This window comes from Streptomyces sp. NP-1717 (assembly GCF_022695985.1).
GTDB lineage: Bacteria > Actinomycetota > Actinomycetes > Streptomycetales > Streptomycetaceae > Streptomyces.
Genome location: NZ_JAAPBF010000031.1, coordinates 1 through 14121, shown reverse-complemented (window position 1 = coordinate 14121; position 14121 = coordinate 1). Strand labels below are relative to the sequence as shown.

Below are 14121 nucleotides of genomic sequence, written 5' to 3'. Positions count from 1 at the left end.
CATGACAGTCGATCGTGACCAGGTGCTGCGCACCGCCGCCGCCCTCCTCACCCGCAAGGCCACCGCCACCATGGACGAGGTCGCGCGGGCCTCCGGCATCGGGCGGGCCACCCTGCACCGGCACTTCGCGGGACGCGACGCCCTGGTCAAGGCGCTGGAAGAGCTGGGCATCCGCGAGTGCGAGGCGGCGCTCGACGCGGCCCGGACCGACGAGGGCCCCGCGGCCGACGCGGTCCGCCGGCTCGTCGCCGAGGTCGAGCCCGCCGCCGGACTGCTGGCCTTCCTCGTCACCGAGAACCAGCTCTTCGAGGGCGAGGTGAACGAGGGGTGGGACCGGCTCGACGCCCGGGTCTCCGCGCTCTTCCGGCGCGGGCAGGAGCGGGGCGAGTTCCGTATCGACCTGCCCCCCGCCTGGCTCACCGAGGCCTTCTACGGACTCGTGGGCAGCTGCGCGTGGGCCGTCCAGGACGGACGGGTCGCCCCCAAGGACTTCCGGTACATGATCGCCGAGCTGCTGCTCGGCGGAGCACGACGGAGCGTGGAGCAATGATCATCACCGACCGGCCGGCGGCGGGAACGGACCCCCGGCGCCACCCGGGGCGCTGGCTCGCCCTGTCGGTGCTCGTCCTGGCCGTACTGCTGGTGGCCGTCGACGCCACGGTGCTCGGCCTCGCCACGCCGTTCCTCAGCGAGGACCTGAAGCCCTCAGGCACCCAGCTGCTCTGGATCGGCGACATCTACTCGTTCGTCATCGCCGGACTGCTCGTCTCCATGGGCAGCCTCGGCGACCGGATCGGCCGCAAGAAGCTTCTCCTGACCGGCGCGGTCGCCTTCGGCGCCGTCTCCGTCCTCAACGCCTACGCCACCACCCCGGAGATGATGATCGTCGCGCGGGCGCTGCTGGGCGTCGCCGGCGCGACACTGATGCCGTCCACGCTGGCCCTGATCCGCAACATCTTCCACGACCCGAGGGAGCGCAGTCTCGCCATCGGCATCTGGGGCGCCGCGGCCTCGGCGGGCGCCGCCGTCGGCCCGGTCGTCGGCGGATTCCTGCTGGAGCACTTCTGGTGGGGCTCGGTCTTCCTGATCAACCTGCCCGTCATGGCGGTCCTCGTCGTCGTCGGCGTCAAGCTGCTGCCGGAGTCGAGGAACCCGGCACCGGGCCCCTGGGACGTGCCCAGCGTGCTGCTGTCCCTCGTCGGGATCGTCGGTGTCGTGTACGCCATCAAGGAAGCCGCCGCGTACGGGCCGCGCTGGGACGTCGCCGCGGCGGCGGTGGCCGGCGCAGGCGCGCTCGTCTGGTTCGTACGGCGACAGCTCTCGATCCGCTTCCCGCTGCTCGACATGCGGCTGTTCAGGAACCGGGGTTTCTCCGGGGCCGTACTGGCCGATCTGCTGACCATCCTCGGCCTGTCGGGGCTCGTCTTCTTCCTGTCGCAGTATCTGCAACTCGTCCAGGGACGCGGCCCGCTGGAGGCGGGCGTCGCCGAACTGCCCGCCGCCGTCGGTGCCGTGACGGCCGGCCTGCTCGCGGGCCGGGCCGCCCGCCGCTTCTCCGTACGGCTGGTGGTGGCCGGCGGTCTCGCCGCCGTGGGCCTCGCGACCGCCATGCTCGTCCTGCTGACGGAGGACACCGGCTACCCGCTGCTCGGCGGCGTCCTGCTGGTCGTGGGCGTCGGCGCGGGGTTCTCCTTCACAGTGACGGCCGACGTGATCCTCTCCGGCGTCCCCAAGGAGCAGGCGGGGTCGGCGTCGGCGGTGTCGGAGACGGCGTACGAACTGGGCGCCGCGCTCGGTATCGCGCTCCTCGGCTCGATCGTCACGGGCGTCTACCGGGGCTTCCCCACCCCGGCGGGCGTTCCGGCCGAGACGGCATCGGCCGCCCACGAGTCCCTGGGCGGCGCGGTCGAGGCGGCCCGCGCCGTCCCCGGCCACCAGGCCGCGGACCTGGTCGCCGCGGCCCAGGAGGCGTTCGTCCACGGCCTGCGCATCGCGGCGGGCGCGGGTGCGGCGGTGCTGCTCGCGGCCTCGGTGGTGGCGTGGTTCCTGCTGCGCGGGCAGAAGCTGGAGGAGGAACCGGAGAAGACGTCGGCGTGACGGTCACCGGGTGCGGTGACCGTCATGCCCCCCCGGAACGGACGCGGGGTCAGGCGGCCTTCGCCTTGGTGGCGTACATGTCCACGTACTCCTGGCCGCCGAGGCGCATGACCTCCGTCATCACGGAGTCGGTCACCGCCCGCAGCACGTAGCGGTCGCGGTCCATGCCGTCGTACCGCGAGAACTCCATCGGCGCGCCGAAACGGACCGTCACCCTGCTCGGCCGCGGCATCCCCGACCCGTTCGGCTGGATCTTGTCCGTGCCGATCATCGCGAAGGGCACCACCGGCGCGCCGGTCATCAGCGTGAGCCGCGCGATGCCCGTACGGCCCCGGTACAGCCGGCCGTCGGGGGAGCGCGTGCCCTCCGGGTAGATGCCGAACATATGGCCGTCCTCCAGCACCCGGCGGCCGGTCATCAGCGCGGCGACGCCGCCGCGTCCGCCGTCACGGTCCACCGGGATCATGCCGCAGCCGGTGAAGAACCAGGCCATCAGCCGGCCCTTGAGCCCCTTGCCGGTGACGTACTCGTCCTTGCCGATGAAGAAGACCTGGCGGCTGCCGCAGACGAGCGGCAGGATCATCGAGTCGATGAAGGTCAGGTGGTTGCCGGCCAGGATCACCGGACCCGTCCCCGGAATGTTCTCGGCACCCTCCACCCGTGGCCGGAACATCAGACGCAAGATCGGTCCGAGCACTGCCTTGACGAGCGCAAAGCGGGACAACGGGGTCCTCCGGTTGGTGAGCGGTCGTGTCGAGCCGTCAGGGCCCGTTTCCCTGGATCCCGGCGGCTGATCCAGGAGAGGGGTCCCAACTCTCTGCAGGTGAGGACGATACTCGCGGGTCGGGCCCCCGCGCACATCGGGTTCATCGAACGGATACCCGGTGTTGACACGAGTTCGGGGTGTGTTCGCGCCGGGTCTGCCCTCTGTAGGGCCTGGCTGCCTACGATCAAGCCCTCGCTTGACAGGTGCGGGACAGCACATGGACATCACATGAAGGAGCGTTCATGACACAGGGTGCGGGAAACATCCCGGGACGAAGGACAGTGCTGGGAGCGGCGGTGCTCGGCTCGGCGGCACTCGGTCTCTCCGCCGGCGCGGCCGGTACGGCGCAGGCCGCGCAGACCGGCGCGCGCGGCGGCCGGACCCGCCCGCAGCGGGGGCGGCTGCCCGTGCCCACGATCATCGGGCACCGCGGCGCCAGTGGCTACCGGCCTGAGCACACCCTCGGTTCGTACCAGCTCGCGCTCGACCTCGGCGCACATGTGATCGAGCAGGACCTCGTGCCGACCAAGGACGGACATCTCGTCTGCCGTCACGAGAACGACATCACGGGGACCACGGACGTCGCCGACCACCCCGAGTTCGCGGGCCGCAGGACGACCAAGAGTGTCGACGGGGTCAGCCTCACCGGCTGGTTCACCGAGGACTTCACCCTCGCCGAGCTGAAGAAGCTGCGCGCCAAGGAGCGCATCCCGGCCAGCCGCCCGCACAGCACCCTCTACAACGGCCGCTGGGAGATCCCCACCTTCGAGGAAGTGCTGCGCTGGGCGGACGAGGAGGGCCGCCGCCGGGGTGAGCCCGTATGGCTGTACGTCGAGACGAAGCACCCCACCTACTTCCGCGGACTCGGCCTCGGCCTGGAGGAGCGGCTCGCGAAGCTGCTGCGCCGTTACGGCAGGGACCGCCGCGACTCCCCGGTCTTCCTCCAGTCGTTCGAGCCCACCAGCATGCAGCGCATGGCCAAGCTCGTCTCGACCCCGCGTGTCGTGCTGTTCGACGCGGCGGACACCCAGCCGTGGGACTTCAAGCAGTCCGGTGACCCGCGTTTCGTCTCCGACCTCATCACGCCCGCGGGCCTGAAGTGGATCGCGTCGTTCGCGCAGGGCGTCGGCCCGTGGGTCGACCTGATCATCCCGAAGGACAAGGACGGCAAGCTGGGCAAGCCGACCACCCTGGTGCGCGACGCCCACGCGAAGGGCCTGATCCTGCACCCGTACACGATGCGCAACGAGAACAGCTTCCTCCCCGCCGACTTCCGGGTGGGTACGGATCCCAACGCGTACGGCGACGCCTTCGGGGCCTTCAAGGTCTACTTCGAGCAGGGCATCGACGGCATCTTCACCGACAACCCGGACACGGGTCTGCTGGCCGCCGCCGACTTCAACAAGGACTGAGTCCGGCACGAACGGGCCCGACCGCGCCCCGGCCGGCTTCCGCCGGCCGGGGCAAGCGGTGCCCGTGGGGGCCGAGTTGGGCGTGGGACCGCAGAACGTACACCTGGCCGCCGTCCGCCCCCACCGTCTGGGATGTTGTCGCCCGACGGCTCCAGCACCCGCTGAATCACAGGAGAGTTGGGTATCTCACAGGGGAGATTGAGGCCGGCGCATTCCCGTTGCCTGTGATGCCTGCGCAGAATGCTCACCACAGAGGTTGCAGCTCCTGAACTCCGGGGAAAGGAGCGGTAGACAACCGGCGGCAGCAGGTGAGCGGGAGGCATGCACACATGGGCATGAGCGTGACCATCTCAGCGGCGAGTGCGCAGGACGCGGAGCACATTCTCAAGCTGCAGTACCTGTGTTACCAGAGCGAGGCCGAGCTCTACGGTGACTACACCATCGAACCGCTGACCCAGACCCTCGACGACCTCAGGGACGAGATCGCCCGCGGCCACGCGCTGGTGGCCAGGCTCGGCGGCGAAGTCGTCGCCTCCGTGCGGGGCGTCATCGACACCGAGGGCACGGCCAGGATCGGCAAGCTCATCGTCCATCCGCGGATGCGGCACCACGGCCTCGGCGGCCGGCTGCTCGACGCGATCGAGGGGAGCTTCGCCGGTGACGAGGCGGCCAAGCGCTTCCAGCTCTTCACCGGCAATCGCAGCGAGGGCAATCTGCGGCTGTACCGGAGCAAGGGGTACGCGCCGGTGGCCAGCGAGGCGGCGGGCCCCGGAATCACGCTCGTCACCCTGGAGAAGGAGGCGGCCACCGGAGCCTTCGTCGCCAGCGCCTGACCTTCGAAAGCGCGGCGGCGTACGCCCCGTCAGCCCGCCCGGCCCCGTCGGGACCTGCGCAGCCACAGCATCCCCGTGACCGGCAGCAGCACGGGAATGAACACATAGCCCCAGCCGAACCCCGACCAGACCGTCGCCTCGGGGAAGGCGGAGGGGTCCACGACCGTCCAGGTCCCGACGGTCAGCACGCCGACGAGTTCGGCCGCGCAGCACACCAGCGCGGCCTTGCGGGCCGTCTCGCCGCCCCGTACGAGCGTGTACGTGATGAACACGTACACGACGGCGGCGATGCCCGACAGCGTGTACGCAAGCGGTGCGCGGTCGAACTTGGTCGAGATCTCGAAGGCCGTCCGCGACACCGCGCCGACCGACATCACCCCGTAGAGCCAGACCAGCAGCAGCCCGGGCCCCTGGACCAGCCGGGTCCGCCCGGCCGGCCGTTCGTCCGCCGTGTCCGCCCCGGCCCCTGCCCCGGTCTCCACCGTCAGCCTCCCCAGATGTCGTACAGGCGCACTTCGAGCACGGCGAGGACGACGGCGCCCGCGGAGACCGTCACCGAACCCCACCGCGTCCGCTCCGACAAGGAGAGGAGTCCCGCGGCCGGTACCGCGGCGAACGCGCCCAGCAGATACGAGACGAAGATCACCGAACTCTCCGCCGGGTCCTCGCCGCGTGCCAACTGAACGATTCCGACGACCAGTTGCGCCAACGCCAGCACCGTCACCACGGCCATGCCGATGAAGTGCCAGTCCTTCGTGGGCTGGTCCCGGTACGCGGCGAAACCACACCAGGCGGCGAGGAGGAGGGCGGCCACGGAGATCGTGACCGTCAGGGCGACAAGCATGACGCGAGAGTATTACGGCCCGAAAAGCCCGGTGCGATCGCCCCCGCCGGGCGGTCCGGAAGCCGCCGGGGACCGACGGGAACGGTGTCGTAGGGTCGATTCCCATGAAGATCCACGCCGACGCCCTCCTCTTCGACAACGACGGAACGCTCATCTCCTCCATGGCCTCGGTGTACCGGTGCTGGACCCGCTGGGCCGGCGAGTTCGGCATATCGGCGGACGACTTCGCCCGTGTGGAACTGCACGGCCGCCCCGCCGCCGAGATCGTCGCCGACCTGCTGCCCGCCGCGACCGTGCCCGCGGCCGTGGCGCGTATCGAGCAGCTTGAGGTCGAGGACGTGGCCGGCGGGGTCGTCCTGCTGCCCGGCGCCGCCGACCTGGTCGCCGCGCTGCCCGCCGACCGCTGGGCCGTGGTCACCTCCGCCTCCCGGCGGCTCGCCGGGGCACGGCTCGCCGAGGTCGGCATCCGGCCCGGGACGCTGATCGCCGCCGACGACATCACGCGCGGCAAGCCCGACCCCGAGCCGTTCCTCCTCGCGGCGGACCGCCTCGGCGTGGACCCGGCGCGCTGCGTGGTCTTCGAGGACGCCCCCGCCGGACTGCGCTCCGGTGCCGCCGCCGGCATGAGGACCGTGGCCTTGACCACAACGCACGACCGCTCCGAACTGACCGCCGATGCCGTCGTCGGCGATCTCACCGCCGTATCCGTGCAGGTCAGAGGCGTGGAGCTGGAGATTGGCCTGGCCGTCTGAGCGGGCCGCCACACCGCGGACAGGGTCTGGAGGGCGTATCCGGTATGCGGACAGCCGTCCGGTGGCCGGACCTGTGTCTGCTTTACTTGCGCCATGACCACGACGAGCAGCCGCACCCTTGCGACCGAGGCGATCACGACGCCCGGTGCTCGCTGTCTGTGTCGAATGTGCGCCCACTGAGGGCCCCTGCCTGAGCCTCGCGCCCCGAAGCGAGACCCGACAGAAGCGACGCGGTGTCCGTCGCGGTGTGCCGTGACCGAGTACGTCACCCACCTGGACCACGCCCGCCCTCGCACAGCGCCGCACGGTCACCCGTCACAGCACGTGTGACCGGCCGCGGGCCGCCGTGAGCCGACGGGCCGTGCCGCGCCGCGTCCTGTCGGACCCCCGCCCCTCTTCTCCTCAACTCCCCATGCCCGGCGGCCGTCGCGCCGCGCACCCGACAGTGACGGAAACCCCTGTGATCACCACTACGGGCCTGACGAAGGTCTACCGGGCCGGCCGGACCGGCCGGTCGCGCGGCCATGAGGTCACCGCCCTGGACGGCGTCGACCTGCACGTACGCGAGGGCGAGGTCTTCGGAGTCGTCGGCCGCAGCGGCGCCGGTAAGTCCTCGCTCATCCGCTGCGTCAACCTCCTCGAACGTCCCACGGCGGGCACCGTGACCGTCGACGGGACCGATCTGACCGCGCTCGCCGGACGCGGCCGGCGGGCGGGCAAGGAACTCCGCCGCGCGCGCAGCTCCATCGGCATGGTCTTCCAGCACTTCAACCTGCTGTCGTCGCGCACCGTCAAGGACAACATCGAACTGCCGCTGGAGATCCTCGGCCACTCCGGGCAGGAACGTTCCCGCAGGGCACTGGAGCTGCTCGACCTCGTCGGTCTCGCCGACAAGGCCAAGGTCCACCCCGCCCAGCTCTCCGGCGGCCAGAAACAGCGCGTCGGCATCGCGCGCGCCCTGGCCGGAAACCCGAAGGTGCTGCTCTCCGACGAGGCGACCAGCGCGCTCGACCCGGAGACGACACGCTCCATCCTGCGCCTGCTGCGCGACATCAACCGGCAACTGGGCCTCACCGTCCTGCTGATCACGCACGAGATGGAGGTCGTGAAGACGATCTGCGACTCGGCCGCACTCATGGAGAACGGCCGGATCACCGAGTCCGGCACGGTCGGCGAACTCCTCGCCACCCCCGGATCCCGGCTGGCGCACGAGCTGTTCCCGGTGGACGGTGCCGGAACCGGACCCGGCGGCACGGTCATCGACGTCACCTTCCACGGCGACGCGGCCACCCGGCCGGTCATCTCCCAGCTCTCGCGCACCTACAACATCGACATCTCGATCCTCGGCGCGGCGATGGACACCGTCGGGGGCCGCCAGATCGGCCGGATGCGCATCGAACTGCCCGGCCCCTTCGAGGAGAACGTCGTACCCCTCGGCTTCCTGCGCGAACAGGGCCTCCAGGTCGACGTCGTCGGCGAGCACGCCGCCGGAGCCGTGACCGACCCGGTGGCCGACGCCCCGGCCGGGCCCGCCGAACAGTCCGCCGCGCTCACCGAGGACGGTGCCAAGTGACCTGGTCCGAAATGCAGCCACTGCTCAGCCAGGGGACTCTCGACACCCTCTACATGGTGCTGTGGTCGGCGCTGGTCACCGTCGCCGGCGGACTGCCGCTCGGCGTCCTGCTCGTCCTCACCGACAAGGGCGGCCTGCTCCAGAACACGGCCGTCAACAAGGTCGTCGGCGTGATCGTGAACATCGGCCGCTCACTGCCCTTCATCATCCTGCTGATCGCGCTGATCCCCTTCACCACCTTCGTCGTCGGCACCTTCATCGGCCCCACCGCGATGATCGTGCCGCTCGCCATCGGCGCGATCCCGTTCTTCGCCCGGCTGGTCGAGACGGCGATACGGGAGGTCGACCACGGTCTCGTCGAAGCCGTCCAGGCCATGGGCGGCTCGATCCCCACCATCGTCCGCAAGGTGCTGCTGCCGCAGGCACTGCCTTCGATCGTCTCCGGCACGACCACCACCGTCATCGCGCTCATCGGCTACTCGGCCATGGCCGGCGCGGTCGGCGGCGAAGGGCTCGGCTCCAAGGCCGTCACCTACGGATTCCAGCGGTTCGAGAACGGCTTCATGATCGCCACGGTCGTCGTGCTGATCGTGATCGTCACCGTGATCCAGCTGATCGGCGACCTCGCGGTACGGCTGCTGACCCGTAAGACCCGTACGGCGTAGGGCCCCGTGGCCCGCCGTCCCGGTCGGGCCCCGCCCCCCCCAGATGTCCCACCGGTCCCGCACTCCTTGTCCGGGACCGACCACCCACACAGGAAAGAGGCACTCTTCGTGCGCACTCACCTCAAGATCGCGGCCGCCGCGGCCACCACCGCACTCGCCATCGGCCTGAGCGGCTGCGGCACCTCGTCCGACCCCGCGGAGAAGACCGCGGACGGAGCGAAGGCCGACGAGTCCAAGCCCCTGACCGTCGCCGCGTCCCCGACGCCGCACGCCGACATCCTGAACTTCATCAAGGACGAGCTGGCGGCGGACGCCGGACTCAAGCTCGACGTCAGGGAGTTCACGGACTACGTCCTGCCGAACACCGCCACCGAGAGCGGCGAGGTCGACGCCAACTACTTCCAGAACAAGCCGTACCTCGACGACTTCAACAAGAAGAACGACACCCACATCGTGCCGGTCGTCAACGTCCACCTGGAGCCGCTGGCCCTCTACTCCAAGACGGTCAAGGACCTGAGCGGCCTCAAGTCCGGCCAGACCGTGGCGATCCCCAACGACACCGTCAACGAGGGCCGCGCGCTGAAGCTCCTCGCCGACAACGACGTGATCACACTCGCGGACGGTGTGGAGGGCAACGGCACCCTCGCCGACATCAAGGACGACAAGGGCCTGAAGTTCAAGGAGCTGGAGGCCGCCACGCTGCCCCGCGCCCTGAACGACGTCGACGCCGCCGTCATCAACGGCAACTACGCCATCGAGGCCGACCTCAACCCGGCCGAGGACTCGCTGGCCCTGGAGAAGACCGAGGACAACCCGTACGCCAACTTCCTCGCCGTCAAGGAGGGCAGCGAGAAGGATCCGCGCGTGCTGAAGCTCGCGAAGCTCCTCAACTCGCCCGAGGCGGAGAAGTACATCAAGGACACCTACGAGAACGGCGCGGTCCTGCCCGCCTTCGGCCCGCCGGCGTAACCCGCCCGCGTAACCCCGCGCGCGGCCAACTGGCCCGAGCCGTACGTCAATCCGGTACGAGCCCCGCACACCCCGCCCGTGTGCGGGGCTCCCCCGATGCTGCATGCTGTGCATTTACGACGGACTGAGGCATGGAGCTGCGCATGACTACCACCTTTCCGGACGTCTCCATCAGCACCGAGCGGCTGGTGCTGCGTCCGTTCGAGGCCGCGGACATCCCGGCGCACATCGAGATGATGAACGACGAACCGGTCATCGCGTGGACGTCGACGCCGCATCCGTACCGCACCCGGGACGCCGAGGAGTGGGTGAGCCGGATCGCCCCGGCGGAACGCACCGGGGGGCGCGGACTGGTCCTCGCCGTCACCGAGTTCCTCACCCAGCGCCTCGTCGGCCTCGCCCGCCTCCAGAACACCGACTGGCGCACCCGGGCGACCGAGATCTCCTACATCACCGCACCCTGGGCGCGCGGCGAGGGCTACGCCACCGAGTCCGTGCTCGCGGTCGCGCAGTGGCTCTTCCGCGACCAGACCTTCGAGCGCCTCGAACTGCGCACCCCCGCCGACAACACCGCCGCCCAGCAGGTCGCGCAGAAGGCCGGCTGCATCAGTGAGGGTGTCCTGCGCAACGCGTGGATAGCGCGTACCCGGACGGAGGCCGGGGGCTGGATCGACATCCGCACCGATCTCATCGTCTGGAGCCTGCTGCCCGAAGACCTCGAAGGCGTGGCCGAGCAGATGGCGGACGCGGGCGGCTACGCGTCCTTCACCGACTGGAACTGAGCGCGGGCCGCACACATCCCCCCGCCCCCGGGCAGACGGTGCGACGGACGGCGGGTACCCTCACACGCACCGCCCCGGTGCGGACCCCCTCGAACTCACGACACACCTGATCCGCGGCAACTCCGGCCTGCGACAACACCACCTCACGACCCCTGGGGAGACTGACGACGATGGCCGACCGCGTCACGGTGATCGGCTGGGACGGCTCACCCCTCGCGCCCGCGGCCACGTCCGCGCTCGCCGCCGCCACACTGGTGGCGGGTGCCGCCCACCATCTCGCCCTGCCGGAAGTCCCGCGGGACGCCGAACGCATCCGCCTCGGCAGCGTCGACCTCGCGGCCCGCAGAATCGCCGGACACCGCGGCGGCGCCGTCGTACTCGCCGACGGTGACCCCGGGTTCTTCGGTGTCGTACGCACCCTGCGCGCCCCCGAGCACGGCCTCGAAGTCGAAGTCGTACCCGCCGTCTCCGCCGTGGCCACCGCCTTCGCCCGCGCCGGAATGCCCTGGGACGACGCACAGGTGGTGGTCGCCCAGCAGCGCACGCTCCGGCGCGCCGTCAACGTGTGCCGGGCGCACACCAAGGTCGCCGTCCTCACCTCCCCGGGCGCCGGGCCCGCCGAACTCGCCCTGCTCCTCCAGGGAGTCCACCGCACCTTCGTGATCTGCGAGGAGCTGGGCACCGACCGCGAACAGGTCACCGTCCTCACCTCCGACAAGGCCGCCGACCACGTCTGGCGCGACCCCAACGTGGTGATCGTCGTCGGCGGCATCGGCACCGCGCCCGTCCGGACCGGTGGCTGGATCGCCGGCCGAGACGCGGAGTACCCGCCCGCCGAACGGGGTTGGGCGCTGCCCTCCGACGAGTACGGCATCGACCTCGACGAGGGCGAGTCGACCTGGCTGCGCGCGGCCCAGCTCGCCCGGCTCGGAGCCCGTACCGGCGACCTGGTCTGGGACATCGGGTCCGGCAGCGGCGCGCTCGCCGCGGAGGCGGGGCGCTTCGGCGCCGCCGTGATCGCCGTGGACGCGGAACCGGGGGCGTGCGCCAGCACCGCCGCCGCTGCCCGTCGCGCCGGCGTACAACTGGAAGTCGTGGAAGGCCGCGCGCCCCACGTCCTGGAGAGCCTGCCCGAGCCCGACGTGGTGCGCATCGGCGGCGGGGGAGTGGACGTCGTCGTCGCCTGCGCCGACCGCAGGCCCGCGCGCATCGTGACCCACGCGGCCACGCGGGACGAGGCCGAGGCCGTCTGCACCGCCCTCCGTGGAGGGGGATACACGGTGGAATGCGTTCTCCTCCAGTCCGTCGACATGGACACCGCTGCATGGTCGGAGCGTGAACGCTCCGTCGTTTTCCTGGTGTCCGGGAAGCGCCCGGATCGCGCCCCCTGACCCCGTTGTCAGAGGCGCGAGGTAGGCTGACCGATCGTTGTACCGCAGCCGGTCGTTCGTCGCTTCGTTCGTCAATGTCCGGAAAAGTGGGTCGTTTTGGACCCTCGTGTGGTACGGCTGCACCGGGGGACGCGCGACGTGGCGCAGCCCACAGCAAGCCGCCGCGGATCACCGTGTGTCGGCGCCGCGAGGCCGCGAGAATAGTGCGGGCCGCGGCTCGACTCGTGCCGCGCGGCGCCCACGCTCGTTGACACTGACGGGCGCCGGACGCGCCGCCGGATCGGGCGCCCCGGTCGAGGGGCCGAAGGAGCACAACCAATGGGCGAGGGGTACGCATGACTGACACCGGCCAGGTCCCGGGCGAGGGGCAGCCGGAGAACGCAGGCATGGTGGAGCAGCCGGGCGACCCCGCTGCCGGCTCCTACGCCTACCTGGGCCCCTCCGACGGTGCTCCCGAGGACGACGACCTTCTGCTGATGCCGAGTTCGCAGGGTGCCTGGGGCGATCCGCAGCCGGCGCCCCCGGCCGATCCCCTCGCGTCCGCGGGCTATGCCGTGCCCGAACCGGAGCCCGTTCCCGTGGGGCATGTCCCGCAGCCGATGGGACAGGACGCGTTCGCACCGCAGGCGCATCCGCAGTCGCAACTCGCCACCTATGCGGAGCCCGAGTACCAGGCCGCTTATCAGACCGACCCCGCGGGGCACGGACAGGTGTCGTACCAGGCGCCGCCCGAGTACCCGGCGGCCGACATGGCCCACACGCAGCCGCCGTCCGCGCAGGCCCCCCAGCCCGCACCGTCCGTCCAACCCGTCGCGCAGCAGGCCGAGTTCGCGGGTACGACGCCTGAGACCTACGCGCAGGCGGACGCCCCCGTGGAGACCCCGCTCCCGGACGCCGTACCGCAACCGGCGCCGGAGCCGGCCCCGGAGGCCGTGCTGACGGCCCCGCAGGAAGTCGCCGGGGCCCCCGCGCCCGAGCCGCTTCAGGAAGCCCCCGCACCGGTGGTTCAGGAAGCGGCGCCGCCCGTGGCCCAGGAGGCGGCGGCGCCCGTGCCCGAGCCGGGCGCGCACGAGGCCGGCGGCCGCGACTCGGGCTCGGTCGACCTCGGGGCCGTACGGGCCCCGACGGCCACGTCCGCGCCGACTCCGCCGCCCGCGCGCCGCCCGCTCCACATGGGTCCGCCGATTCCCGACTCGACCGGTGGTGTGGTCCGTTCGCTCGCGGACCGCGGTCCGAGGAGCGCGCCGCCCCAGCCCGTGCGCGTACGGACACAGGGGCCGCCCACGGCCGGCCCCGAGTATCTGGACATCCCGCGTGAGGAGGCCGCCGCGCTGCCGGGCCCGCAGCTCGGCGCGATTCCGGTGCAGGGCGCGGACCCGTGGGCCTCGCTCCCGCCGCAGTCCGAGACACCGGTGGCCCAGACAGCGGTCGCGGTCGCCGAGCCGCAGGTGGTGGCGGAGCCGGCCGTGCCCGAGGCTCCCGCGGAAACGGTCGTCCCTGAGGGAGGACCGACGTTCGCCCCCCAGCAGGTCCAGGTACCGGAGCCGGCGGCGGTACCGGAGCCCGCGCCCGCGCCTGTGCGGGAAATGGCGGCGGAGCCCGAACCCGCGCCCGTGCCCGAGGTGGTGGCCGAAGAGGCGCCCGAGCCCGAGCCGATTCCTGAGGTCCGGCCCGAGCCGGAGCCCGCGCCCGAGCCCACGCCCGCGCCGGAGCCCGTGCCCGAGGTGGTGGCGGAGGAGCCGGCGGCGGAGCCCGCCCCCGCGCCTCTCCCCGCGCCCGAGGCGGTGGTCGTGGCCGAGTCCCCCGCCGTCGAGCCCGTCGAGCCCGTCGAGCCCGCCGAACCGGCCCAACTGGTCGAGCCGGCCGAACCGGTGGAGCCGGTCGAGGCCGAGGAGACGCGCGAGCCGATAGCGCTGCCCGTCGCGGAGGCTGTGGCCCCCGCGCCGGCCGAGTCCGCCGAGCCGGAGCCCGTACAGGCGGACCCCGAGCCCGAGCCGAACCCCGAGCCCGTACCGGTCGCGGAGCCGGAGCCCGCCC

The 14121-nt window shown here is 71.6% G+C and carries 13 protein-coding genes and 1 pseudogene; 11 read left to right on the top strand and 3 right to left on the bottom strand.

The genetic code is table 11. The features are described 5' to 3' along the window. Nucleotide 1: 1 nt before the first annotated feature. Both GXP76_RS09785 and GXP76_RS09780 read left to right on the top strand, forming a co-directional pair. Nucleotides 2-550 (top strand): TetR/AcrR family transcriptional regulator, encoded by a 549-nt coding sequence (locus GXP76_RS09785; protein WP_242571056.1) that lies wholly within the window; start codon nt 2-4, stop codon nt 548-550. Then, complete coding sequence (locus GXP76_RS09780; RefSeq protein ID WP_242571055.1) at nt 547-2097, top strand: MFS transporter; 1551 nt, start codon at nt 547-549, stop codon at nt 2095-2097. The genes GXP76_RS09785 and GXP76_RS09780 overlap by 4 nt, the downstream gene beginning before the upstream one ends. A gap of 49 nt (nt 2098-2146) precedes the next feature. On the opposite strand, the gene GXP76_RS09775 is transcribed toward GXP76_RS09780, so the two are convergent. Further along, the gene (locus GXP76_RS09775) at nt 2147-2821 is read right to left on the bottom strand and encodes a 1-acyl-sn-glycerol-3-phosphate acyltransferase (protein ID WP_242571054.1); all 675 of its coding nucleotides are present in this window, start codon (nt 2819-2821) and stop codon (nt 2147-2149) included. A 284-nt stretch (nt 2822-3105) separates the two neighbouring features. Here GXP76_RS09775 and GXP76_RS09770 point away from each other — a divergent pair, with 284 nt between their 5' ends. Next, on the top strand, nt 3106-4275 hold the full coding sequence (locus tag GXP76_RS09770; protein ID WP_242571053.1) for a glycerophosphodiester phosphodiesterase: 1170 nt from the start codon (nt 3106-3108) through the stop codon (nt 4273-4275). Nucleotides 4276-4604: 329 nt separating this feature from the next. Continuing rightward, nucleotides 4605-5108 (top strand): GNAT family N-acetyltransferase, encoded by a 504-nt coding sequence (locus GXP76_RS09765; RefSeq protein ID WP_242571052.1) that lies wholly within the window; start codon nt 4605-4607, stop codon nt 5106-5108. 29 nt (nt 5109-5137) lie between these two features. Here GXP76_RS09765 and GXP76_RS09760 read toward each other — a convergent pair whose 3' ends face one another. After that, nucleotides 5138-5482: a hypothetical protein gene (locus GXP76_RS09760; protein WP_242571090.1), complete on the bottom strand. Its 345-nt coding sequence runs from the start codon at nt 5480-5482 to the stop codon at nt 5138-5140. Between the two features lie 110 nt (nt 5483-5592). After that, nucleotides 5593-5952, bottom strand: a complete 360-nt coding sequence (locus GXP76_RS09755) for a hypothetical protein (protein ID WP_242571051.1) — start codon at nt 5950-5952, stop codon at nt 5593-5595. A 104-nt stretch (nt 5953-6056) separates the two neighbouring features. Here GXP76_RS09755 and GXP76_RS09750 point away from each other — a divergent pair, with 104 nt between their 5' ends. From GXP76_RS09750 to GXP76_RS09720, 7 genes and pseudogenes are all read left to right on the top strand, one after another. Further along, nucleotides 6057-6704: an HAD family hydrolase gene (locus GXP76_RS09750; protein WP_242571050.1), complete on the top strand. Its 648-nt coding sequence runs from the start codon at nt 6057-6059 to the stop codon at nt 6702-6704. A gap of 460 nt (nt 6705-7164) precedes the next feature. Further along, a complete protein-coding gene (locus GXP76_RS09745) occupies nt 7165-8277 on the top strand; it encodes a methionine ABC transporter ATP-binding protein (RefSeq protein ID WP_242571049.1) in 1113 nt (370 codons plus the stop codon). After that, nucleotides 8274-8942 (top strand): methionine ABC transporter permease, encoded by a 669-nt coding sequence (locus tag GXP76_RS09740; protein ID WP_242571048.1) that lies wholly within the window; start codon nt 8274-8276, stop codon nt 8940-8942. Before GXP76_RS09745 ends, GXP76_RS09740 begins: the two co-directional genes overlap by 4 nt. A 108-nt stretch (nt 8943-9050) precedes the next feature. Then, nucleotides 9051-9911 (top strand): MetQ/NlpA family ABC transporter substrate-binding protein, encoded by an 861-nt coding sequence (locus GXP76_RS09735; protein WP_242571047.1) that lies wholly within the window; start codon nt 9051-9053, stop codon nt 9909-9911. 143 nt (nt 9912-10054) lie between these two features. Next, entirely contained in the window at nt 10055-10693 is a 639-nt protein-coding gene (locus GXP76_RS09730) for a GNAT family N-acetyltransferase (protein WP_242571046.1), read from the top strand. 170 nt (nt 10694-10863) lie between these two features. Further along, the gene (gene cbiE / locus GXP76_RS09725) at nt 10864-12084 is read left to right on the top strand and encodes a precorrin-6y C5,15-methyltransferase (decarboxylating) subunit CbiE (RefSeq protein WP_242571045.1); all 1221 of its coding nucleotides are present in this window, start codon (nt 10864-10866) and stop codon (nt 12082-12084) included. A 335-nt stretch (nt 12085-12419) separates the two neighbouring features. Next, nucleotides 12420-14121 (top strand): annotated as a pseudogene (locus GXP76_RS09720) (5,6-dimethylbenzimidazole synthase); the annotation flags it as partial.

Excerpts from the sequence above, each read along its gene's own strand:
- GXP76_RS09760 (WP_242571090.1), bottom strand. The coding sequence starts at position 5,482 with ATGTCGGTCGGCGCGGTGTCGCGGACGGCCTTCGAGATCTCGACCAAG.
- GXP76_RS09755 (WP_242571051.1), bottom strand. The coding sequence starts at position 5,952 with ATGCTTGTCGCCCTGACGGTCACGATCTCCGTGGCCGCCCTCCTCCTC.
- GXP76_RS09780 (WP_242571055.1), top strand. The coding sequence starts at position 547 with ATGATCATCACCGACCGGCCGGCGGCGGGAACGGACCCCCGGCGCCAC.
- GXP76_RS09770 (WP_242571053.1), top strand. The coding sequence starts at position 3,106 with ATGACACAGGGTGCGGGAAACATCCCGGGACGAAGGACAGTGCTGGGA.
- GXP76_RS09765 (WP_242571052.1), top strand. The coding sequence starts at position 4,605 with ATGGGCATGAGCGTGACCATCTCAGCGGCGAGTGCGCAGGACGCGGAG.
- GXP76_RS09750 (WP_242571050.1), top strand. The coding sequence starts at position 6,057 with ATGAAGATCCACGCCGACGCCCTCCTCTTCGACAACGACGGAACGCTC.
- GXP76_RS09785 (WP_242571056.1), top strand. The coding sequence starts at position 2 with ATGACAGTCGATCGTGACCAGGTGCTGCGCACCGCCGCCGCCCTCCTC.
- cbiE (WP_242571045.1), top strand. The coding sequence starts at position 10,864 with ATGGCCGACCGCGTCACGGTGATCGGCTGGGACGGCTCACCCCTCGCG.
- GXP76_RS09730 (WP_242571046.1), top strand. The coding sequence starts at position 10,055 with ATGACTACCACCTTTCCGGACGTCTCCATCAGCACCGAGCGGCTGGTG.